The 22279-nt window shown below is 56.6% G+C and carries 19 protein-coding genes; 1 reads left to right on the top strand and 18 read right to left on the bottom strand.

Annotated features, from left to right (window positions below):
• Positions 1–28: 28 nt before the first annotated feature.
• The 14 genes from U869_RS0124730 to hybO all read right to left on the bottom strand — a co-directional run bounded on the left by U869_RS0124730 (position 29) and on the right by hybO (position 14288).
• A complete protein-coding gene (locus U869_RS0124730; RefSeq protein ID WP_157834764.1) occupies positions 29–1231 on the bottom strand; it encodes a hypothetical protein in 1203 nt (400 codons plus the stop codon).
• Positions 1232–1430: 199 nt separating this feature from the next.
• Positions 1431–2021 (bottom strand): HupE/UreJ family protein, encoded by a 591-nt coding sequence (locus U869_RS0124735; protein WP_025121449.1) that lies wholly within the window; start codon positions 2019–2021, stop codon positions 1431–1433.
• A gap of 58 nt (positions 2022–2079) precedes the next feature.
• Positions 2080–4416, bottom strand: a complete 2337-nt coding sequence (gene hypF, locus U869_RS0124740; RefSeq protein WP_025121450.1) for a carbamoyltransferase HypF — start codon at positions 4414–4416, stop codon at positions 2080–2082.
• A 180-nt stretch (positions 4417–4596) separates the two neighbouring features.
• On the bottom strand, positions 4597–5625 hold the full coding sequence (gene hypE / locus U869_RS0124745; RefSeq protein ID WP_025121451.1) for a hydrogenase expression/formation protein HypE: 1029 nt from the start codon (positions 5623–5625) through the stop codon (positions 4597–4599).
• Positions 5625–6740: a hydrogenase formation protein HypD gene (gene hypD, locus U869_RS0124750; protein ID WP_025121452.1), complete on the bottom strand. Its 1116-nt coding sequence runs from the start codon at positions 6738–6740 to the stop codon at positions 5625–5627. Before hypD ends, hypE begins: the two co-directional genes overlap by 1 nt.
• A complete protein-coding gene (hybG, locus tag U869_RS0124755) occupies positions 6727–7002 on the bottom strand; it encodes a hydrogenase maturation factor HybG (RefSeq protein ID WP_025121453.1) in 276 nt (91 codons plus the stop codon). The genes hypD and hybG overlap by 14 nt, the downstream gene beginning before the upstream one ends.
• Complete coding sequence (gene hypB / locus U869_RS0124760) at positions 7002–7952, bottom strand: hydrogenase nickel incorporation protein HypB (RefSeq protein WP_029987705.1); 951 nt, start codon at positions 7950–7952, stop codon at positions 7002–7004. The genes hybG and hypB overlap by 1 nt, the downstream gene beginning before the upstream one ends.
• 19 nt (positions 7953–7971) lie before the next feature.
• Positions 7972–8313 (bottom strand): hydrogenase maturation nickel metallochaperone HypA, encoded by a 342-nt coding sequence (gene hypA, locus U869_RS0124765; RefSeq protein WP_025121454.1) that lies wholly within the window; start codon positions 8311–8313, stop codon positions 7972–7974.
• Complete coding sequence (hybE, locus tag U869_RS0124770) at positions 8314–8799, bottom strand: hydrogenase-2 assembly chaperone (RefSeq protein WP_025121455.1); 486 nt, start codon at positions 8797–8799, stop codon at positions 8314–8316. It lies immediately after the preceding gene.
• Positions 8783–9283 carry a HyaD/HybD family hydrogenase maturation endopeptidase gene (locus U869_RS0124775; RefSeq protein WP_025121456.1) on the bottom strand — a complete coding sequence of 167 codons (501 nt, stop codon included), beginning with the start codon at positions 9281–9283 and terminating at the stop codon, positions 8783–8785. Before U869_RS0124775 ends, hybE begins: the two co-directional genes overlap by 17 nt.
• The gene (gene hybC / locus U869_RS0124780) at positions 9283–10977 is read right to left on the bottom strand and encodes a hydrogenase 2 large subunit (protein WP_025121457.1); all 1695 of its coding nucleotides are present in this window, start codon (positions 10975–10977) and stop codon (positions 9283–9285) included. The genes U869_RS0124775 and hybC overlap by 1 nt, the downstream gene beginning before the upstream one ends.
• A complete protein-coding gene (gene hybB / locus U869_RS0124785) occupies positions 10955–12154 on the bottom strand; it encodes a Ni/Fe-hydrogenase cytochrome b subunit (RefSeq protein WP_025121458.1) in 1200 nt (399 codons plus the stop codon). The genes hybC and hybB overlap by 23 nt, the downstream gene beginning before the upstream one ends.
• Positions 12141–13151 carry a hydrogenase 2 operon protein HybA gene (gene hybA, locus U869_RS0124790; protein ID WP_025121459.1) on the bottom strand — a complete coding sequence of 337 codons (1011 nt, stop codon included), beginning with the start codon at positions 13149–13151 and terminating at the stop codon, positions 12141–12143. The genes hybB and hybA overlap by 14 nt, the downstream gene beginning before the upstream one ends.
• A gap of 3 nt (positions 13152–13154) precedes the next feature.
• The gene (hybO, locus tag U869_RS0124795) at positions 13155–14288 is read right to left on the bottom strand and encodes a hydrogenase 2 small subunit (protein ID WP_025121460.1); all 1134 of its coding nucleotides are present in this window, start codon (positions 14286–14288) and stop codon (positions 13155–13157) included.
• A gap of 1304 nt (positions 14289–15592) precedes the next feature.
• On the opposite strand from hybO, the gene ynfF reads away from it, so the two are divergent.
• The gene (gene ynfF, locus U869_RS0124805) at positions 15593–18031 is read left to right on the top strand and encodes a selenate/tellurate reductase subunit YnfF (RefSeq protein WP_025121461.1); all 2439 of its coding nucleotides are present in this window, start codon (positions 15593–15595) and stop codon (positions 18029–18031) included.
• 208 nt (positions 18032–18239) lie between these two features.
• Here ynfF and U869_RS0124810 read toward each other — a convergent pair whose 3' ends face one another.
• The 4 genes from U869_RS0124810 to U869_RS0124825 are packed head-to-tail and all read right to left on the bottom strand — an operon-like array spanning position 18240 to position 22231.
• Positions 18240–19376 (bottom strand): alginate lyase family protein, encoded by a 1137-nt coding sequence (locus U869_RS0124810; RefSeq protein ID WP_025121462.1) that lies wholly within the window; start codon positions 19374–19376, stop codon positions 18240–18242.
• 12 nt (positions 19377–19388) lie between these two features.
• Positions 19389–20483 carry an ABC transporter ATP-binding protein gene (locus U869_RS0124815; protein WP_025121463.1) on the bottom strand — a complete coding sequence of 365 codons (1095 nt, stop codon included), beginning with the start codon at positions 20481–20483 and terminating at the stop codon, positions 19389–19391.
• Positions 20484–20493: 10 nt separating this feature from the next.
• A complete protein-coding gene (locus U869_RS0124820) occupies positions 20494–21333 on the bottom strand; it encodes a carbohydrate ABC transporter permease (RefSeq protein WP_025121464.1) in 840 nt (279 codons plus the stop codon).
• 10 nt (positions 21334–21343) lie between these two features.
• Complete coding sequence (locus U869_RS0124825; protein WP_025121465.1) at positions 21344–22231, bottom strand: carbohydrate ABC transporter permease; 888 nt, start codon at positions 22229–22231, stop codon at positions 21344–21346.
• Between the last annotated feature and the right edge of the window lie 48 nt (positions 22232–22279).

Consider the following 22279-nt stretch of genomic DNA (forward strand, 5'->3'; position numbering starts at 1 on the left):
TTTTTTTGTGTGTCCTGTGGATGAGGGCTCAGGTCACATCCTGTAAATAGGCCTGCTTGCCACCGCGGCGTTTGAACAGCGCCAGTTTTTGCCGCGCCAAGACAAAACCCGCCGCGTCCAATGAGTCTCGGCGGGCTAACCACCCCGCCACCTCCAATAACAGCATCAGGCCGCAACAAAACATCACGCCCAGCACACCAAGGGTTCCCAGCGTATCGGCAGCAGCGAGCCAGTCCCATTTATCCGGCACACCACCCTGATGCCACCAATCATTCAAGGTGAAACAGATCAGCAGCAGCATGAATAACAGCCAGCAAACGGCCAAGGTTTTATACAGCCATTCCAGGCGTTGCAGCGACACGGCCAAACCACTCGGCCGGTTGAGATAGGTACTGCCGTCGCGTCGATTGTAAATGCCGATCACGGCGTTGCTCGGGCGGGCAATCAACAGCGTCAACGGATCGTTGGCTGCCAGGAAAAAAGGGTGCTCCCGCAGCAGCAGCGGGTTAAGGTTTTCCTGCATGGGGTTCACGGCGGTGCGAAACGTTAACCTCCCGGCGCGACAGCTAAATTGATAGTCGATCACCTCACGCTGGTATTCACCTCTGCCAATAATCTCGCGTCTGGCACTCACGCGAGTCGCCATACTTGATACGTAAGCAAGGAGGGGGTCATCAGGCATCGGTTCATCATCGAACCGATCGGGAGGCGGTGTGCCAGAGGTTTGACAGAGGGTTACATCGCCATGCATGACTTGCTCAAACCCTTGTAGCGACTGGCGCGTCCTACGGGTAGCGTTCGTCGTCAATTGGCAGAATGCGCTAAAACAGCCCCATCCACCAAAGCATAACAGTAACGCCAGAATAGCCGCCATCCAGAGGCTGGAGAACCAGGAAAAACCATAGAGAGCCAGCGCAGACAACACAACGGAACCCACCATCTGCAAGATCAGCATGGAAGGATGACGTTCATCAGCCGCTTGCGGTTGCAGAGTGCCTTTTTGCTCACTCACCAGCCAGTGCAGCCAGTAGCTGTCGTCGTTCAACTGATGCGCACCAATATAGACACGATCCCCCGATACCAATTTTTCCAGCACGCTGGCATCGGCAAACTGATCGCTGTAGGTGTAGAACACCTTATCCCCGGCCAGAATGCGCCGTAGCAGGCTTTCGCCAGTGGCGTTTTTATCGTGGTGAAGAAACAACAGATCGTGGCAGCCCATTCTTTTCATGGCTGATCATCGGGAGGACGCGAAGAGAAACAAACAAAACCACTGGTTACTTTTTTCATTGCCACAATCCCTGTTAGCACCTGCATTAACCGCCAATGGAATTTAACCAAAAAGCGCGCGTCAATCCAGCCGTTAACAGGAATTATGCTGACATTGCCAACCTCTTGGTCAGCAATTTGCCGTCGTTAGCACCAGGCTATCAAAGGATACCGCTGAGCAGGCCGATACCCAGCAGCGATGAGCCACCGCCAATCACTCGCGCCCAACCGCTGTGCGTGGATGAAGACGCCAGCAGATAACCGATACCCAAACCAATCAGGTGCAGCATCGCCGTAGCGATCACCATACCGGAAAGCGCCGCCACCGAATGGGAAAGCTCCGCACCGTGGGCCAAACCGTGGAAAATGGCGAAAGCGCCAATAATCAACGCCCCCATCACCGCCGACAATTTCAACTGTAAGGCCACCATCACCCCAATGCCCAGCAGTGAGGCAGCAACGATGATCTCAGTACCAGGCACGGTCACACCAGCCATGCCAACCAGCGCGCCGGTCAGCAGCAAACCGGCAAATGCCAGCGGCGCCAGCCACCATTGCCTGGTGTTCATGGCGCTCCAGATCCCCACCAGGACCATGGCGACCAGGTGGTCCATCCCGGTCAGCGGGTGGATAAAACCTTCGGTAAAGCTTATTACGTGATGCGCGCCACCGTCATTGCCCACATGAGCAAAGGCCAACATGGGGAACAGCGCCAGCAGGGATACAGCCACAATTTTGACATTAATACGCATAATGAATACCTAAATTTTCTAGTGAATGAAGGTGTTTTTTACTCTTTAAAACAGTGAATTACGTTATAAACTCATCCTTGTGTATACCTTGATTAAATCGGTTGGCGGCGATCAACGCCTGCCCCAACGCCAGACCGCCATCGCCTGCCGGTAGGCTTGATGGCAACAGCACCCGTGATCCTTCGAGCTGCTGCAACAGCAATTGCCGCAACAGCGCGTTATGCAATACCCCGCCAGACAAGGCGACGGTATTGATAGCGTATTGCTGCATAGCTTTGCGGGCCAATGCAGCAAATCCCTGGGCTAATGCCACATGAAACGCATAGGCCCGCTGCGCTGGGGTAGCCTGATAGGCCAGCCATTGCCGCCAGAAGGTGGCCAGATCCAACTGGTTACCGAGCAGCGGCAGTGAAACCGGAGGCTGATGAGCTGCACTTTGCCACGCCAGTGCTTCCAGTTGGCAGGCAGCCTCACCCTCCCAGGAAAGTTGTGGCGGCACGATCTGCAACGCTGCGGCCACCGCATCAAACAAGCGCCCGGTGGAAGAGGCCAACGGCGAGTTGATTTGCCGTTCCATCGCCCGCAGTAAGATCGTCGCCTGTGGTTGTGGGATCGCGGCAGCCTCAGGCAAAGATGGCCAATCAGGGACAAAACGCTGCAACTGTGCCAACAGATTGCGCCATGGCTGGCGAGAGGCAACATCGCCCCCCGGCAATGCCACTGCTGGCAACCCGCCAAAATGCTGGCAATGCTGATAATCCACCAGCAAACATTCTCCGCCCCACAGCTGCCCGCCAAGGCCATACCCCAGACCGTCCAGCGCCAATCCAATCACCTTGCCCCCGTTACGTGGCCAGGCATGCTCTGCTAGGCAGGCGACCAGATGGGCATGATGATGCAGCGTGGTGACACAGGGGATCGCCAGTTCATGAGCCAAGGCTTGACCCTGTTGGTGGCTGAGATAGCCAGGGTGGGCGTCAATGGCAATCGCCTGCGGCGTCACGCCATAGATTTCGCCAAACAACGACATCAATTGCTGCTGTTGCTGCCGGGTGGTCTCATCCTCCAGCGAGCCAAGATGCTGGCTGACGACCGCTTTGTCCCCCCACAGCAGGCAGAAGGTATTCTTGCTGTCAGCCCCCAGCGCCAGAATGGCCGGTTGAGCAGTAAAATCAGGGGGGAGAGCCATAGCATCCGGAACATAGCCACGCGCCCGGCGCAGCATCTCGCTGCCCTGCCCGGTCAAACGCACTAGCGAGTCATCGGCCCGCTGGACGATCTCGCGGTTATGCAGCAGCCAAACGTCGGCCACGCCAGCCAATTCGGCCAGTGCCTGTTGATTGCTCAATGCGGGAGGTTTACCTGACGGATTGCCGGAAGTCATCACCAGAGGCCGCGCGACCTGTTGCAACAACAGATGTTGCAGCGGATTCGCTGGTAACATCACCCCAATCTCATTGAGCCCCGGCGCAATCGCGTTGCACAACGGGCTTGGCGAACGAGCAGGCACCAATACTATCGGTGCCGCCGGGCTACGTAGCAGGCTTAACAGTGCCGTCGGTTCCGCGTCTTGAATGCACTTTTGCAGCCAGTGGATATCCGGCATCATCACCGCCAGAGGCTTGGACGGGCGATGTTTGCGCGCACGCAGGCGCTGTACCGCAGCCAGATTGGTGGCGTCACAGGCCAAATGAAAACCGCCGATCCCCTTCACCGCCACGATCTGCCCGGCGAGCAGCGCCTGAGCGGCCTGTTGCAATGCATCATCGCCGCTGGCGGTGGTTTGGCCTGCAGCATCGCTGAGCCACAGGTACGGGCCACACTCTGGGCAGGCGGTAGGCTGTGCATGGAAACGACGGTCGGCGGGATCCTGATACTCCGCCAGGCACTGTGGACACAGCGGGAAAGGCTGCATTGAGGTATTGGGCCGATCGTAAGGCATCCGGCGGATAATGGTAAAACGCGGGCCGCAATGGGTGCAGTTGATAAATGGATAGTGATAGCGCCGGTTATGCGATGAGTTCAGCTCTGCCAGACAGGCATCGCAGGTGGCCGCATCCGCCACGATATGGGTATCCACTTGCCCCGCGCCGCTGCTGGCAATGGTGAAACTCGCTGGACGTTGCGGCCAGTGAAAAGGTGCAGAGGTGACGCTGTCGATCCGTGCCAAGGGTGGGCACTCTTGCGGCAGTATCCGCAAGAAATCCGTTATGGCGGGCGATTGCCACAGTTGGACGGTCACCCCGGCACCGTCATTGCTGACCTCACCGCACAGGTTAAAACGCCGCGCCAGCAGCCAGACATAAGGGCGAAACCCCACCCCTTGCACTTTGCCCTTGATCCGCAGGCGAAGGCCGTTGCTGCTGGCAATGTTCTCCGGCTCAAATTCTGCCATCTTGTCTCGATCCTTCTGTTGCCCTCACCCCAACCCTCTCCCACAGGGAGAGGGAGCTGATTTGGTGTCGTTGGCTAGTACTGTTATCCCTCACCATCGACCGTGTTCAGGTGATTATCTGTTACTAATCACGAACTCGATCGGTCCCCTCTCCCTATGGGAGAGGGTTAGGGTGAGGGGCTAGCAGATGCGCGGCAAAGGCTCATCCAGCGGCAGATCCAGGCGGCGGGAAACCCCGAACAGCCCAGTGAGGCTCACCTGCTGTCGCTCGGTAGTATGGCCAATCACCGCCGCATCGCGCCCCAGCGGATGCTGATGCAACGCCGCCAGCACCTCCGCCTCAGCCTCGGGTGCCACTACCAGCACCAGCTTGCCTTCGTTGGCAAAGTTGAGCGCATCCAGCCCCAGCAGTTCACAAATTCCCCGCACCGCAGGTTTCAGCGGCAACGCCGCCTCGGAAATCGCCATGCCACAGCCGCTGGTCGCCGCAAACTCATGCAGCACCGCGGTCACGCCACCGCGAGTGGCATCGCGCAAGGCGCGAACCCCAGCAATCGCCAGTAACGGAGCGATTAGCGGAGCCAACAACGCACAATCGCTGCTCAATTCACTTTCCAGTCCCAGCCCTTCACGCAGGTTCAAAATGGTCGCGCCATGATCGCCCAAGGTCCCGCTGACGATAATGCAGTCCCCTTGACGGATGTTAGCCGCTCCCCAGTGAACACCTGCCGGGATGGTTCCTAAGCCGGTGGTATTGATAAATATTTTGTCTGCCGCACCACGGGGCACCACTTTGGTATCACCGGTGACAATCTGAATACCGGCCTGCTGTGCCGTACCGGCCATCGATTGGACGATGCGTTCCAGCGTGGCATACGGCAGCCCTTCCTCCAGGATCATGGCGCAGCTCAGATAACGCGGCTGTGCGCCACTGACGGCAACGTCGTTAGCGGTACCACACACCGCCAGTTTGCCAATGTCGCCGCCGGGGAAGAAAATGGGGTCAATGACATAACTGTCGGTCGACACCGCTAGGCGATCGCCCGAAGTGACAAGCTCATCCAATCCAATACGTGCCTGATCTTCGCGCGCATTTAACGCTGGATTGGTAAAGGCGGGCAGAATAAGTTCTTCAATCAGGGACTGCATGGCGCGGCCACCGCTGCCATGGGCCAGGGTAATTTCCCGCCCGTTGTTCTGTTCACGCATTATGCAGTCTCCCTGCGATACTGATAGTAAGCCGAGCAGGCCCCTTCCGAGGACACCATCAGGGCTCCAAAAGCATTCTCTGGCGTACATTGCTTGCCAAACAGCGGGCAGGCATCCGGCTTGCAACGCCCGGTCAACACCTCGCCACAGCGCGAACGCGGATCGTCCGCCACCCGCTGCGCCTGCGGCTTGAAGCGCAGTTCGGCGTCAAAATCCGCATACTCGGGTTTGAGCTGCACGCCGGAGTGGGCGATCTCACCCAAACCACGCCATTCGCTACTCTCTTTCAGGCAAAACACCGCTTCCATCGCCCGCTGGGCCAGCAGATTGCCCTGTTCCGGCACGATACGTCGGTATTGGTTTTCTACTGCACGGCGTCCATCACGCAATTGTTCCAACAGCATCACCAGGCCTTGCAAAATGTCCAACGGCTCAAAGCCAGTCACCACCAGCGGTTTGTGATAATCCGCAGCGATAAATTGATAAGGCGCGTTGCCGATCACCATGCTGACGTGGCCCGGTGCCAGGAAGCCGTCGATGCGGACATCGGGCTGCTGCAACAGGCTGCGTAAGGTGGGGATCAGGGTGATATGCTGGCAAAACAGAGTGAAATTACGTAGCTGGCGCAGACGAGCCTGCTGCAAGGTCAAAGCACTGGCGGGCATGGTGGTTTCAAAGCCCAGACCAAAGAACACCACTTCGCGCTGTGGGTTATCGGCGGCCAGCTGTAGCGCATCCAGCGGCGAATATACCACCCGGATATCGGCACCACGGCGGCGGGCATCCAGCAACGACCCATTGCGGCCGGGAACACGCATCGCATCACCGTAGGTGCAGAAAATCACCTCTGGGTGAGCGGCAATCTCCAGGCAGCTATCGATGCGCCCCATCGGCAATACGCAAACCGGGCAGCCGGGGCCGTGGACAAACTCCAGGCTGTCCGGCAGCAGTTGATCAATACCGAATTTGAAAATGGCGTGGGTGTGTCCACCACAGACCTCCATCACCTGTAGCGGCATGCGCTGCGACTGGGGGATAGCCAACATCAGCGCTTCAATGCGCCTTAACAGCGCTTGGCACAGCACCGGATCGCGGAATTCATCAACGTAGCGCATCAAAATCCTCTTCATCCCGAGCCAGCCCGACGGCACGCATATGCTGCAATGCCGCCAGCGTTACCAGCGCTTCCTGTTCGTCGAGCAGGCTCATGGCAAACCCGACGTGCACCAACACCCACTGGCCTATCAACTCCTGCGGCGAGCCTTCACAGACCAGCGCAATATTGATCCTGACCGCTACACCGCACACGTCTGCCCAGGCCAGTTGATGGATATCTTCCCCAACCTCAGTCACTTTACCGGGAACGCCAAGGCACATTATTGCGCCTCCAGCCAGTTCAGCCAGAGATCCATTCCCTCACCGCTGGTGGCCGACAGCGCGATCACCTGGATTGACGGATTAACCTGACGGGCATACTCAATGCATTTTTCCACCGAGAAGTTCACGTACGGCAGCAGGTCGATCTTGTTGATAATCATCAGGGTGGCGGCGGCAAACATGTGAGGATACTTCAGCGGCTTGTCTTCTCCTTCCGTCACCGACAAGACAGCCACCTTGTGTCGTTCCCCAAGATCAAAGCTGGCTGGGCAGACCAGATTACCCACGTTCTCGATGAACAGCAGGCTGTGATCCTGCAATTCCAGGCGGTGTGCCGCGTCATGCACCATCTGCGCATCCAGATGACAGCCCTTGCCGGTATTAACCTGAATGGCCGGTACGCCGGTAGCACGAATACGTTCCGCATCGTTGCTGGTTTGCTGATCGCCTTCAATGACCGCGCAGGGCATTTTGCCTGCCAACCGTTGCAGCGTGGCCGTCAGCAAGGTGGTTTTGCCCGAACCGGGGCTGGAAACCAGATTCAGCACCAGGATCTGCTGCGCGGAAAAATGTTCGCGGTTGTGGCCTGCCAGATGGTTGTTCTTGCTCAGCACGTCCTGTTCAATCTGCACCAAGCGGCGTTGCCCGATCCCCGGCGCATGGCTCCCCGCTTCGCCGTGTCCATAGTGCAGGTCCTGCGAGTGAGGTTGCACGTCTGGCGTAAAGCGTTCCGCCTGCGCGATACCCGCATAATGATGATGCACATCGCCTTGGTGGTAATAGTGATGATGGTGATGGATCACTACGGCCGATTGTTCGCCGTGGTGGTGATGATCAGGATGATGATGGTGAGCATCATGATGGTCGTGGTGATGGTGGTCGTCGTGATGATGATGATCGTCACCCTCGATGGTTTTTTCGCCGCTAGCGCAGCCGCAAGTCGTACACATCGTTATTCACTCCTCAAAATTATTCCACTTCCAACTGCTTTAGCCGCAGGCTGTCACCGCTCTCGACACGCAGCTGGTGGCCGCCGCACTGTGGACAGCCTTCATCATGTTTTTCAATCAGCACGCTCATGCTGCAGGTCCAGCACCAGGCGCGGGCCGGTAGGTATTCAATTTCCAATTGGCAGCCTTCCGCCAACGTATGGTGAGCGGCCGAGGCAAAGCTGAAACGCAGCGCATGCTCCTCAATGCAGGAGAGCGCCCCAATTTCCAGCCACACCGCCGTCACCCGTTTGGCACCGTGCTGCCGAGCCTGCTGCTCAATCAATTCCATCGCACTCAGGCACAGGCTGATTTCATGCATCTACGCCGTTCCCTGCGGCAGGCGGAATAGCGCCCTGCGCCCCGGGTTGCTGGGGATGTTGCCATCCACCACCGGTAACGAAAGTGCCATCCGCGCGCTCTGTTGTGCCAACGCCAGCGCCTGTTCGGCTCCCAGATGTCGATCCAATGGTGACATCAGTGAACAGGCCAGATATTGCCCGCAGCCCTCAACCTCACCGACGATAAACCGTACGCTGCCGCAAGGCAGGCTCAACGCCAGTTTGTCCCCCACGGCGCGAGGTTCCCATTGCTGTTCAGGGCCGGGTAACACCAGCAGGCTGAGCATCCACGGCGTGAGCAAAGTGCCAACCCACTGCTGTTCAAACAGTTGAAAGCCGCAGGCGCGCACTGGGATTTGCGGTTGGGAAAACGGCAAGTCCTGCATCCCTCCGTCGGCGACCGCCTGAAAGGCGGCTTCCAACAATGCGCAGGGATTGAGCGCAAAACCGTTAGCCACAGTCTGCATTGGCCACCTCTTTTCGCTCCGCCACCACACCGCTCTCTTGCAGCGCTAGCAAGATCTGAGCCAATGCGGGCTCAATCGCTTGACTGACCACTGTTGTCAAACCAATGCCGGGCTCCAACGACTCTGGCACCACGCCCACCAGGGTGAGCCGACGAGGAAACTCGTCCGTCAGCCGCAGCGCCATCAGCACATCGGAAAGCCCCAGTTGATGGGGCGACACCTTACGGGTGAACAGCGCCGGGATTTCCTCGTCGTACAACACGGCAATGCTGCCTGGTGCAGCACCGGTCAGCACCGCGTCCGCAACTATCAAGTGATCGCGATCGGCCATGATTTCCATCAGCTCCATCCCCGAGGTACCACCGTCCAGCACCTCGACATGGGCTGGCAAGCGATAGCGCTGTTCGAGGGCTTCGACGATGCGCACACCCACCGCCTCATCGCCCAACAACAGATTACCTATGCCTAATATCAAAATTCGCATTACAACACCTTGACCCTGGTCACTTCATTGCCAGTGGTATCCACAATATGTACCGCACAGGACATGCACGGGTCGAACGAGTGGATGGTGCGCACCACTTCAAGCGGCTTGCTGGGATCGGCCACCGGTGTGCCAACCAGCGAACGCTCGTATGGGCCGGGTTCATCGTTAAAGTTGCGTGGCCCGGCGTTCCAGGTTGAAGGCACTACCGCCTGATAGTTGGCGATCTTGCCGTCTTTGATCACGATCCAGTGCGACAATGCGCCGCGCGGAGCTTCGATAAAGCCCACACCGCGGATCTCACCGGTCAGCGGGATATTCGGTGGAATAAAGGTTTCATGGTCGCCGCTGCCGATGTTGCTCACCAGCGCCTGCCACTGTTGGCCCAGGGTTTCATGCAGCACACAGGCATGCACCGTACGCCCGACAATACGGCCTAAGGTAGATGGCAGTTGATCGGCGGTTAATGCTTTGCCGGTCAGGGCCTGGTAGTAACTGTTGGCCTTGGCAAAATATTTCTGGGTAGGTGGATGCTCGGCTTGCAGGGTACACATCAGCCAGGCCAACGGCCCCATTTCTACCGCCTTGCCGTAAAAGGTAGGTGCCTTCACCCAGGAGTATTTGCCATCTTCCTGCCAGCCGGTGTATTTGGGCCGGGTCAGCCCTTCCCACGGTGCCAGTGGTTCATCGTCCTGATACCAGGCGTGCTTGCCGCTCTCCTGAATGCCCTTGATCAGATATTCATCGCGCTGGTTGGCAATCGGTCTGAACTTGCCGTTTTCTAGGTAACCCCCCGGCATCAGGAACTGGTCACCTTTACGGTCGATGGGTAACTCCGGCACGCAGAGATAGCAGTCCGCACCTTTACCGATGGTTAGCCACTCCGGGTAATGCGCTGCGATCACCGCGCTGTCCACCAGATAAACCTGTTCAATAAAGTCACCCAGGCGATCGATAAAGGTTTTCAGATACATCAGCCGTTCGAGGTTCAATACGCTAGGCGCATCGAGGTTGATCGGGTTAGCTACCCCGCCCACCGCCAGGTTCTGGATATGCGGCGTTTTGCCACCCAGTATCGCCACCACCCGGTTGGCATCACGCTGGCATTCCAGCGCCTGCAAATAGTGGGCGACGGCGATCAGGTTAATCTCCGGCGGTAACGCCATTGCCGGATGCCCCCAGTAGCCATTGGCGAAGATCCCCAGTTGGCCGCTGGCGACCAGATCCTTGATTTTCTGCTGAACTCGGCTGAACTCGGCAGCGCTATTTAGCGGCCAACTGGACAGGCCACTCAGCAAATCGGCAGCCTTCTGCGGATCCGCTTTCAGGGCCGAGGTGACGTCCACCCAGTCCAGTGCTGAGAGCTGATAAAAATGCACGATATGGTCGTGGATGCTGTGAGCGGCGGCAATGATATTGCGGATGTACTGGGCATTGACCGGTATCTCCATCCCCAATGCATTTTCCACCGTCCGCACCGAAGCCAGTGCGTGAATGGTGGTGCACACGCCGCAGATCCGCTGGACGATCATCCACGCATCCCGCGGGTCGTTACCTTGCAAAATCTCTTCCATACCGCGCCACATGGTGCCGGATGACCAGGCTTTCACCACCTTGCCGTCTTCGATTTCACAGTCGATACGCAGGTGGCCCTCAATACGGGTGACGGGATCAATGGTGATGCGTTGGCTCATGCTCTACCTCTAACTGGTTGTTTTCATTCTTATGTTGATGCGCAGGCAGCACCGGTAACAACCGGATCAACAGGATGTACGCACAAACTTCAATTGCCACAAAACCGATGGAGATCAGCAGTTCGCTGGCCGTCGGGAAATAGTGGTAGCCATTGCCTGGGTCGTAGGCCAGCAACGCGTAATTCAACCGCCAGAACGACGCTCCGCACACCATGCTCAGCGCGCCGAGGAACAGCAGGCGTGAGTTGCGGCGGTTACGCTTCCAGCGGAACATCAGCAGCGGTACCAGCATCAGCAATATTTCCACCCAGAACGAGATGGCAAAGCGATCGAGATGCCACAGATAGGCCGTTTTGCCGCGCCAGATCAGTTCCCCGAAGCGCAACACGATAAACAGCAGCAAAAACACGTCGATGATGTAGGTCATGCGGGCAAACAGCGGCGTTTCTTCCGGCCCTTTGCCCCGTAACCCGGCCTGCACCAGCGAACCTTCGAAAATCACAATCGAGAAGCCCAGAATGCCCGCGGTCAACAGGGAGAACAGCGGTAGCATTTCGTAACTTTGCCACAGCGGATGGATTTTGATCCCCGCAGCAATCATCAGCGACCCCATGGAGGACTGGTGCATCGTTGGCAGTAATGCACCCAGTGCGATCACCAGGAACATCACTTTATTGAGCCGTTTGAGCGATACCTTCCAGCCCAGCCGCTCCAGCAGCGCCGGGGCGAACTCCAGCGCCACTATGCCAACGTAGATCGTCATACAGACCGCGGTTTCAAACAGCACCGAGGAGGTGTTGAAATGGCCGGGAATATAGAAGTAAGGCAGGTTCCAGTAACGACCGACGTCGATGGTGATCGACAGCCCACCCAGCGAATAGCCGAACAGGCTGGCTAACAGCGCTGGCCGCACCAGCGGATGGTACTCCCCCCGGTTGAACACGTACACCGCCCAGGCTAACGCCCAGCCACCGCAGGCCAAACCGGTGCCCACCAGCAGATCGAAAGCGATCCAGATCCCCCAGGGATAGCCGCCGTTCAGATCGGAAACATCGCCTAACCCCATCACCAAGCGTTTGAGGATCAGCAACAGGCACAGCACCACAAAAGGTGCCAACAGCATGACCGGCCAGCTCACCAACCGCCCGCCGAGTGGCTGCGTTTTATGCGTCGTCATGTTCATCTTCCTTCTTGTCCTGACGCTCGTTACGCTGATTGCGCTGCACCAGGAAAGTGATCCCGGCCAACGCGGCAAACGGTAACACCATGCCTTTATACAGCGTGTGCTGGATATGCTCGGAGCGCGCACCGGTAGACAACTCCTCCAGCGCTGGCAAGTCGAGATTTTCGAAAGGCACGCCGGTCAGCACCAGCACTTGCGTTCCGCCGCCCTCATGCTCGCCATACAGGTGCGGTTGGTAATGTGGCACCGGGTGTTCGTAACGGTCGTTTCCTTGCAGGGTTTGGCGTGGGTAACGGTAATTTTCACCTGGCTTGCTTGCCAGACGCTGTTTGGCCTCGGCCATTAACTGCTCGCGGGTGCCAAAGATCACCGCTCCGGTTGGGCAGACCTCAACACAGCCTGGCAACCCCCCCTGATCCAGTCGAGCAACCCCTTTTTGATTACAGAGTTCGCATTTGTGGATCTTGCCGAACGGGTTGTCGTAGTCGTATTTCGGTACGTTGAACGGGCAACCCACCATGCAATAGCGGCAACCGGTACAGACATCCGGGTTGTAATGCACGATGCCGGTTTTGGCATCTTTATGCAGCGCCTGCACCGGGCAGACGGAAACGCAGTTGGGATCGACACAGTGCATGCACTGCTTTTTAATATAGGCGTAGCCGTTGTCCACCTGATCTTTGTGTTTGCCGTCTCCGCTGGTCCACACCTGGATAATATTGTTGGTGTAGGGGCTGAGCTTGTCGTTGTTCGACCAGGTCGCTTCGGTACCCGCATAGGCATAGGTTTCCCCATGCGGTTCATCGGTATGGTTGATACGCTGGCACTGGCTGACGCAGGCCTGACAACCTACACATAACGTCGAGTCATACAGCATGCCTAGCGAATTGGGGATTGGCGGCTTGTTCTCCGCCCCGGCCTGCGCCGCAGGAGCAACCCCTGCCAGCATCGCGCCGCCGCAAGTCAGTTTGATAAAGTTACGTCGATTCACGGCTCACTCCTTGCTTGGCGGCTGCTCGTCATCTTTACGCTGCGTTTTCTGCTGCCGCCCCAGCTCTTTCACCGCCATCAGGCTGACACCGGCGACCAGGCCGACCACGCCGCCAAGCAATCCCATCGCCGTTGGGCTGACGTGCCCACCTTCAGCGCTAAGCACCTCGGGTTTGGCGTTGCGCGGGGTAGGATTTTCGACGCTGGCCAACTGGGCGATCCCTTTGCTAAAGCCGACGCCCTGCTCGTTGCAGCCGTAGCAAGGGTGGCCGATCCCGACCGGCCAGATGCCACCGCCCACGTCACAGAACTCCAGCGTTGAGCAGTTACCGTAGGTTTCCGGCCCTTTGCAGCCAAGGTGATACAGGCACCACCCCTGCCGATGGCCGTCATCACCAAACTGTTTGGCGAAGCGCCCGGCGTCAAAATGCGGGCGACGCTCGCAGTTTTCATGGATCAGGCGGGCGTAGGCAAAGTCAGGTCGATTTTTGGCATCCAGCTTCGGTGGCCGTTGATAGGTGATGATGTGGGCCACCGTCGCCAGGAAGTTGTGCGGGTTTGGCGGGCAGCCGGGGATATTGATCACGGTTTTGCCTGGCAAAATCTCTTGCAGGCTGACCGCACCGGTCGGATTTGGACCGCTGGCGGCAACACCGCCCCAGGCGGCGCAAGAACCGATGGCGATCACCGCAGCGGCGTGTTCCGCCGCATTACGGATATGCTCAACGATCGGCTTACCGGCCACCATGCAGTAAACGCCGCCATCCTTCATCGGAATGGACCCGTCGACCACCAGCACGTATTTGCCCTTGTACTGCTCAATCGCACGGTGCTTGTTCTCTTCTGCCTGTTCCCCGAACGCGGCAGAGAGGACTTCGTGGTATTCCATCGAAACCACATCCAGCAACAGATTCTCGATCGTGGGATGAGTGGCCCGCAACAAGGACTCCGTGCAACCGGTACATTCCTGAGCACCGATCCAGATAACCGGTGGCCGCTGTGGCGAGCCTACCGAGTGGGCTATTTCGGCGGCGGCCTTGGTGCTAAGCCCCATCGTGGCGGCCAGTGCCGCACATAGCTTCATAAAATCGCGGCGGTTCACGCCTTCCCGGAAAAATGTTTGATTTTCCCTTATCATTATTATGTTTCCCCTGTTGATAACCGACATGCAAGCCCGTAAACACAGTGTGCGGGTGGTTAATATATTGTTATTTTTAGGCTACCCGGAGTTGATCTTCATCAACCTTTAGTGAGGTAAGGATTAATATTTCCGTAACATGAGAAAAATCGCTTCAGCAAAAAATATTTTTCTTGCATATTTTCCTGGCAAGCCTTATTTACGCCCGTATTTAAATAACAATAAATCTCATTATCCTTTAAATATTAAAATACCAATCTTCCTACCAATGATTAATATCTTTTAATCATTACCTAGCGAAAGAGGATCAGTGTTTTACCTATTCCTGCCAAGCGATTTAAGTTGATGAGTGCATTGGTGATCAACACTCCAGCTATAACTCCCTGCCATCAATCGCAACATTATCTATCAAGCTGTCTGCCGGATGGCGTGTTTTTATGTAACCAAACACCAAACCTTGACCTTAAACAAATTTCACCCGCTATAGAGCAAAATACACTCACTGATATTAAAGCTTCATTTAGCGGCTAAAAAAAACAAGACAAACAGCAAGCTTAATAAGATGATAGTCCTCGCTATTTTGTAACCATTAATGATTACCCTCCAGGACTCCTGCATGCAGGCCTTGCCTGGGCTGGACCTCGGCAACAAGTATAGGAAAGGCTGGGGTAGGAAAACACGTAATATACCGTTTTAGTTTATAATTTTGTTGCTGAATAATAGGCTGGGGCCGTTGCTGATACAGTGGTTGTAACATGTCGCTCTTTTGCCACATTGTTGGCCCACCTTTCACTGCTGGCGGGGTTTCGGTAGCAGGTAATCCCGCGGGAGTTAATCAATAAAATACTTTGCTAATACCTGTGTCGCTGGCTAAACAGGGGGTTTATTTTGCATGAGGACATAACAATATTGTATCAAAGCTGGATTTAATTCACCGGCATACCCTAATCTTGCCAACCAAATATGCTATAGATCGCTACCTCTGTCCGATCACCTCGCTTCCTGCCGCTGATAAAGGGAAACAAGCCGCTTTATTATCTGCCGCCAAGCTAAAACTTGACCTCAAGCAAACTCTCTCGGTCCTGCGCACGCGTATACTCATTAAGGGTTAATCAAAAAATCAGGCTGCGAGCTGAACAAATTACCCGCAGCTAAAGCCGGATGGCTTATATCAACGCCAAATTGATTAAGGCAGCCGTTTTTATTCGCTACAGGTTAGCGCTATTAATACATCATTGCTTACTGGCCAATTAACCACCCAACGTATCAGGCAGTATCGGTTGGCCAGCACAGGGAGCATTATCATGAACGATAACAACAACCCGGATTTGCTTCATTACCCATTCAGCCGTCGTAAGCTCATCAAGACCGGCTCGGCTACCGGCTGTTTATTAGCTGCCACCTCAGGGCTGGTTTTGCCCTTCCGTAAAACCGCTGCCGCCGAGACGCAGGCCAACACCCAACAGCAGGCAGACAAAGTGGTCTGGAGTTCCTGCACCGTTAACTGCGGTAGCCGCTGCGCGCTGCGCCTGCACGTGCGGGATGACGAAGTTTACTGGGTTGAAACCGACAATACCGGCAGCGACCAATATGGCAATCATCAGGTGCGGGCCTGCCTGCGCGGCCGCTCGATCCGCCGCCGCATGAACCACCCGGATCGCCTGAAATACCCGATGAAACGCGTCGGCAAACGTGGCGAAGGCAAATTCAAACGCATCAGTTGGGAAGAAGCGCTGGACACTATCAGCGGTCAACTGAAGAACACTCTGGCGGAATACGGTAATGAAGCGGTACACGTGCTGTACGGCACCGGAGTCGACGGCGGCAACATCACCAACTCCAACGTCCCTTACCGCCTGATGAACTCCTGCGGCGGCTTCCTCAGCCGTTATGGCAGTTACAGCACCGCGCAGATCACCGCCGCTATGCCTTATCTGTACGGCGCACAACAGGGCAACAGCCCGGATGATATCGCCAACAGCAAGCTGGTCGTCCTGTTCGGCAATAACCCGGCAGAAACCCGTATGAGCGGTGGTGGCGTCACCTATTATCTGGAACAGGCTCGGGCCATCTCCAACGCCCGAATGATTGTCATCGATCCGCGCTATACCGATACCGCCGGTGGCCGGGAAGATCAGTGGGTGCCAATCCGCCCAGGCACCGATGCAGCTTTGGTGGCAGGTATCGCCCACGTGTTGATCAGCGAAAACCTGGTGGATCAGCCGTTCCTGGATAAATACTGCGTGGGCTATGATGAAACCACTCTGCCCAGCAGCGCACCGAAAAACGGCCATTACAAAGCCTATATCCTTGGCCAGGGTGATGATGGCATCGCAAAAACGCCTGAATGGGCGGCACGCATCACCGGCATTCCGGTCAACACCATTATCCAACTGGCCCGCGAAATCGGTATGACCAAACCGGCCTATATCTGCCAGGGCTGGGGGCCGCAGCGTCACGCCAACGGTGAACAAACGACCAGAGCCATCGCCATGTTACCGATCCTGACCGGCAACGTCGGCATCAACGGCGGTAACACCGGCTGCCGCGAAGGCAGTTTCGATCTGGGCGTAGAATGGTTCGACATGCTGACCAACCCGGTACAGGCCAAGATTTCGGTGTTTACCTGGACCGATGCCATCATACGTGGCCCAGAGATGACCGCCAAGCGTGACGGCATTCGTGGCAAGGACAAGCTGGACGTGCCGATCAAGTTTATCTGGTGCTACGCCAGTAATACCCTGATCAACCAGCATGGCGATATCAGCCGCACCCATCAGATCCTGCAAGATGACAGCAAGTGTGAAATGATCGTTGGCATCGAGCACTTTATGACTTCGTCGGCCAAATACTGCGATATTCTGCTGCCCGATCTAATGCCGACCGAGCAGGAAGACCTGATCTCCCATGAGTCCGCTGGCAATATGGGTTATGTGATCCTGGGCCAGCCCGCTACCACTCGCAAGTTTGAACGCCGCCCGATTTACGAAATCCTTTCCGAGGTCGCCAAACGGGTTGGGCCACAGGCCGAAGCGACCTTCACCGAGGGCCGCAACCAGCAGCAGTGGATCGAATATCTGTGCGAGAAAACCCGTGAACGCAACCCGGAGATGCCAAGCTATCAAGAAATGAAAAGCGCCGGCATCTATAAGCGCAAATGCCCGGAAGAACACGTGGTGGCCTTCAAGGAGTTCAGAGAAGATCCGCAGGCTAATCCGTTAAAAACGCCATCGGGCAAGATTGAGATTTACTCCGAGCGGCTGGCAGAGATCGCGGCTAGCTGGGAGTTGGCTAAAGAAGACGTCATCCACCCGTTGCCGGTGTATGCCGCGGGGTTTGAAGGTTGGGAAGATCCGCTGAGCAGCCAATACCCGCTGCAACTGTTTGGCTATCACTACAAGGCCAGAACCCATTCCAGCTACGGCAATATCGATGTGTTGCAGCAGGCCTGCCCGCAGGAGGTGTGGATCAACACGCTGGATGCCCAGGCGCGCGGCATCATGAACGGCGATCGGGTTAAAGTATTTAACGGCAGGGGCGAAACGCAGCTTCAGGCGAAAGTCACCCCACGCATCATGCCGGGCGTCACGGCGATGGGCCAAGGTGCCTGGCTGGCGGCGGATATGTTTGGCGATAAGGTCGATCACGGCGGCAGCGTAAATATTCTGACCAACCACCGCCCTTCCCCGTTGGCCAAGGGTAATCCGCAACATACCAATCTGGTGCAGATTGTGAAGCTGTAGGGCGTTTGGGGCGGTCAGGAGCAGTGATCGCCCCTCACCCCAACCCTCTCCCACAGGGCGAGGGAGCAGATACGGTGCTATGTTCAGACTCAGAGATAGATCTGCCAGAGGGTGAATGCTGCAATCAAATTGTGGCACGTTCGGTCCCCTCTCCTTTTGGGAGAGGGCTAGGGTGAGGGAAACAGACGACTCCAACCCCAAAAAACATCTAACAACACCACATCAGCCGTTCACGTAAACCGAGCGTCTCTTCCGCTAAACCCGCCAGCACCGCTTTATAGCGCGGAGCATCCTGCGGATAACCGCGAATCGATTGCAGCAACAGCCGCAGCGCGCTATCCCAGACAATGCCCTGCAAATCGCTATACGGCCAAAGTTCCGGATCGGCAATAAACGGCACCAGATAATCGATCCCCAGCTTGACACTCCTGCCGTCCCGCACCTCGTTCCAACGGTCAAATTCCACGTGTTCGGCATAGCGGTTAAGCAACAGGTGGGCCTCCAGGTTGAACAGTGAATAATGGAACGGCACCGGCCGTTCCAGCTCCATGGTCTGTTTGCCGTCCTGGTCGATCTGCGCCGCCATCCGCTGGGTGATACCCTGCTGGATAATCCGCGCCACCAGCCCCTTATCACCATAAAATAGCGCATTCACCGTGCGCTGCGCGTCATACCAGGTACCATGGTTGTTGTGCCACACGTACTCGGAATGGCCGACCTCGCTGTGATACATCCAGTGGTTAAAATCCCGGAACCACTGATGCAACCCGATGATATCGTCAGTATCCAGCACGCCCGCCGGGCTGATCAAACCAATGGTGTCGATCACCATCCACATCAACCGCGTGTCGATAAGGCCAGTACCCCGCCCGGAAACAATCCCCGGTATCGCCTGGCCGTAGTTCAGATGCGGGTTCATCAGGGTTTCGCCATTGAGGAACCAGCAGCGGATCTGCTCTGCAGCGGCCAACGCATAATTGCGCTGACCGGTAAAGAACCAAGCCAAGCCCAACGTCAGGCAACGCTCACACATACGGATAATCCGCGTGGTGTCGGTATCGTTGTTCTGACACTGTGGATTGGTATGCCCGTCACGCCGAATATAGGGTAATCCGTTGGGTCGCCGTGGGTTCGGCCACCAATAAGTACCCAGGCTGTAATAGTCATGGGGATCGCCACTGACCGGGCGCAGCTTTTTATTGACCACCGTCTCCAACGGTTGCCTGCGCAGTTTGTCGGCATCGCTCACCAGTTGGCTCAGCGCAGACTGTAGCGGCGAAAAAGGCTGCTGTAGCCGCCGTTGAGATCGCTCCAGGCTGGCAATGTCCAGGGTATACAGCTTCATCTTTCCCTCTCTTTATCCGGCACGATAAGGCACGCGCAGTCCACTTGCGGCATCAAAAATATGGATCCCGGCCAGCTTCGGCTGTAGCCACACCGTTTCCCCTTCCTGCACATCAAGGCGCTGCTTGAATACCGAAGTGAACGCCCCGCCGCCGGTATTACAGAACAACTGCATATCTGAACCGGTATTTTCGATAGCGGTAATCGTGGCTTGCAGCGCCCCATGCTGTTCATTTTCACCCACCACGTTGACCTGTTCCGGACGAATGGCATACACCACTTTTTGCCCCGCCTGCACCTGCAACCCCGCAGGCAGACGCAGCTGCGAATCATCCGCCAGACGCAGCAGAGTTTCATCGCCCGCGATCACAATTTCACCCTTTAACTGATTGATTTCCGGCGAGCCGATAAAACCGGCTACGAACAGGTTGGCCGGGCGATCGTATAGCTCCAACGGCGTGCCAACCTGTTCAATACGCCCATCCCGCAGCACTACAATCATCTGCCCCATAGTCATGGCTTCGATCTGATCGTGGGTAACGTAGACCGAGGTGGTTTTCAGGCGGCGGTGCAACTCGCGGATCTCACCACGTACCTGGGTACGCAGTTTGGCATCCAGGTTGGAGAGTGGTTCGTCGAACAGGAACACCTGCGGATTACGCACTATCGCCCGCCCCATAGCCACCCGCTGGCGCTGACCGCCGGAGAGATCTTTCGGCAGCCGATCCAGCAGCACGCCTAACCCCAGCAGATCCGCCGCATCTTCCACCTTGCGCTTAATCTCCGCCTTCGGCAACTTGGCCATTTTCAGCGCAAAGCCCATGTTTTCCCGCACCGACATTTGCGGATAGAGCGCGTAGCTCTGGAACACCATCGCGATATCTCGCAGCTTGGGTTCTACGTCGGTGACGTCTTTTTCGTTAATCGCTACCTTACCGCCGGTGATTTCCTCCAGCCCGGCAATCATCCGTAGCAGCGTCGATTTTCCGCAGCCGCTGGGGCCAACCAACACGCAAAACTCACCCTCCGGAATAGTCAGAGAGACATCTTTGATGACGTGCACATCGCCATAAGACTTACAGACATTATTCAGTACCACGGAACCCATAGGTCACTCCTTATCCTTTGACCGCGCCGGACATAATCCCGCGGTTGAAATGTTTTTGCAGGCCGAGATAAACGATGATGCTAGGCAGCATCGCCAGTAAGGTGATGGCAATAAAGATGTTCGGGGTGATGCTTTCGTCGGTACGCAGCGTGCCGAGGATCACCGGGATGGTGTTCAGGCTGTCGCGGTTAATCACGATCAGCGGCAATAGGTACTGGTCCCAGATCATGATGAAGCCGAAGGTCACCACCGTGCCCAGCGCCGGTTTCACCAACGGTAAAATGACGTGGAAGAAAATCTGCCATTCGTTGGCCCCGTCGATACGCGCCGCCTCTTCCAGCTCTTTGGGAATGGCAGCCATAAACTCGCTGAGCACAAAGATGGAGAACGCCCAGCCCACTACCGGCATGATCATGCCGAGATAGGTGTTATAGAGCGAAGCGTCGATCAGCGGCAGCTTCCAGTTGATGATCATATACAGCGGGATGGCGATCACTTCTTCCGGCAGCATCATGGTGGAGAGGATCACCAGGCTGACCAGCGAAACGCCAACGAACTTCTTGCGTGCCAGCGCATAGGCCGCCAACGCGCTGACTGACACTTGCAGCACGGTGCCGAAGAACACCACCACCATCGAGTTCAGCAGGTATTGCCAAACGCCGATGTCATTCCAGGCGAAGATACAGTTTTCCAGCGAGAACTGGTTCGGCCACGCCAGCAGTTCCCCCGGTTTGACCGGTGCACCGCTGAACGCGGTGGCCACAATGCCCCAGAACGGGCCGACAAATACCACCAGCAGCAAGGCATAAATCATCCAGCGGCCAAAGGTATCCCAACGTTTACCTAACATGAGCGGCTCCTTAATAACGTGCGATGCGTTTTTTCAGCGTGAGATGACAAATGGTCAACAGCACGGTGAAGGCGAATAACAGGAACGACACCGCCGAGGCATAGCCGTAGTCAAACTGCTCAAACCCGAGTTTGTAGATGTGCGTCATGATCATTTCGGTGGCGTTGGAAGGCCCCCCCCCCGTAGTGGCATACACTTCGGCAAACACGCGGAAACCACGGATAAACGAGAGCATCAACACCACGGAAAGCGCCGGGATCATGCCGGGCAGGGTCACGTAGCGCAGGCGATTCCACCAGTTGGCACCGTCAACATTGGAGGCGTCATACAGATCGCGGCTGATGCCAGCCAGCCCGGCGATGAAGATCACCATGTTGTAGGGGATCGCCTTCCAGATATGCAGCAGCATAATCACCCACAGCGCCTGATCGGAACTCGCCAGGAAGCCTTGATCCGCCACGCCAAACCAGCTCAACACCTGGTTCATCACGCCATTGGGCGTCGGGTTGAACAGGATGCGCCACATTTCGGCGACGATCGCGGCACTGGTGACCGCTGGTAGGAAGATGGCGGTACGAATAAAACGCAAGTGGCGTGCCGGGCCTTCAAGCAGCATTGCCAGGAAGAAAGCCAGCACCGCCGCCACCACCATGGTGACGATGACGTACAGGAAGGTATTGAACACCGCCGCATGCAGTTCGGCATCCGCAAAGGCGCGGGAGAAGTTGGCAAACCCGACCCACTCGTTCTGTTGATTGAAATTCACCTTGTAGAAACTCATCACCAGGCCTTGCAGCATCGGGATGAATTTAAACCAGGTAAAAATGACCAAGGCCGGGGCCAGGAAAATCCACGGCACCAGGTTCCGTTTCTGGCGGGAAGTTAACATCGTTATCATCGCTCTAAAGGAGTAACAAGACGCCGCACAGCTGCGGCGCCCAGGAGG

The organism is Serratia sp. H1w (assembly GCF_000633355.1).
Taxonomy (GTDB): domain Bacteria; phylum Pseudomonadota; class Gammaproteobacteria; order Enterobacterales; family Enterobacteriaceae; genus Chania.

Coding starts and splice junctions, on each gene's coding strand:
- U869_RS0124730 (WP_157834764.1), bottom strand. CDS start 1,231: ATGAAAAGAATGGGCTGCCACGATCTGTTGTTTCTTCACCACGATAAA.
- U869_RS0124735 (WP_025121449.1), bottom strand. CDS start 2,021: ATGCGTATTAATGTCAAAATTGTGGCTGTATCCCTGCTGGCGCTGTTC.
- hypF (WP_025121450.1), bottom strand. CDS start 4,416: ATGGCAGAATTTGAGCCGGAGAACATTGCCAGCAGCAACGGCCTTCGC.
- hypE (WP_025121451.1), bottom strand. CDS start 5,625: ATGCGTGAACAGAACAACGGGCGGGAAATTACCCTGGCCCATGGCAGC.
- hypD (WP_025121452.1), bottom strand. CDS start 6,740: ATGCGCTACGTTGATGAATTCCGCGATCCGGTGCTGTGCCAAGCGCTG.
- hybG (WP_025121453.1), bottom strand. CDS start 7,002: ATGTGCCTTGGCGTTCCCGGTAAAGTGACTGAGGTTGGGGAAGATATC.
- hypB (WP_029987705.1), bottom strand. CDS start 7,952: ATGTGTACGACTTGCGGCTGCGCTAGCGGCGAAAAAACCATCGAGGGT.
- hypA (WP_025121454.1), bottom strand. CDS start 8,313: ATGCATGAAATCAGCCTGTGCCTGAGTGCGATGGAATTGATTGAGCAG.
- hybE (WP_025121455.1), bottom strand. CDS start 8,799: ATGCAGACTGTGGCTAACGGTTTTGCGCTCAATCCCTGCGCATTGTTG.
- U869_RS0124775 (WP_025121456.1), bottom strand. CDS start 9,283: ATGCGAATTTTGATATTAGGCATAGGTAATCTGTTGTTGGGCGATGAG.
- hybC (WP_025121457.1), bottom strand. CDS start 10,977: ATGAGCCAACGCATCACCATTGATCCCGTCACCCGTATTGAGGGCCAC.
- hybB (WP_025121458.1), bottom strand. CDS start 12,154: ATGACGACGCATAAAACGCAGCCACTCGGCGGGCGGTTGGTGAGCTGG.
- hybO (WP_025121460.1), bottom strand. CDS start 14,288: ATGATAAGGGAAAATCAAACATTTTTCCGGGAAGGCGTGAACCGCCGC.
- ynfF (WP_025121461.1), top strand. CDS start 15,593: ATGAACGATAACAACAACCCGGATTTGCTTCATTACCCATTCAGCCGT.
- U869_RS0124810 (WP_025121462.1), bottom strand. CDS start 19,376: ATGAAGCTGTATACCCTGGACATTGCCAGCCTGGAGCGATCTCAACGG.
- U869_RS0124815 (WP_025121463.1), bottom strand. CDS start 20,483: ATGGGTTCCGTGGTACTGAATAATGTCTGTAAGTCTTATGGCGATGTG.
- U869_RS0124820 (WP_025121464.1), bottom strand. CDS start 21,333: ATGTTAGGTAAACGTTGGGATACCTTTGGCCGCTGGATGATTTATGCC.
- U869_RS0124825 (WP_025121465.1), bottom strand. CDS start 22,231: ATGATAACGATGTTAACTTCCCGCCAGAAACGGAACCTGGTGCCGTGG.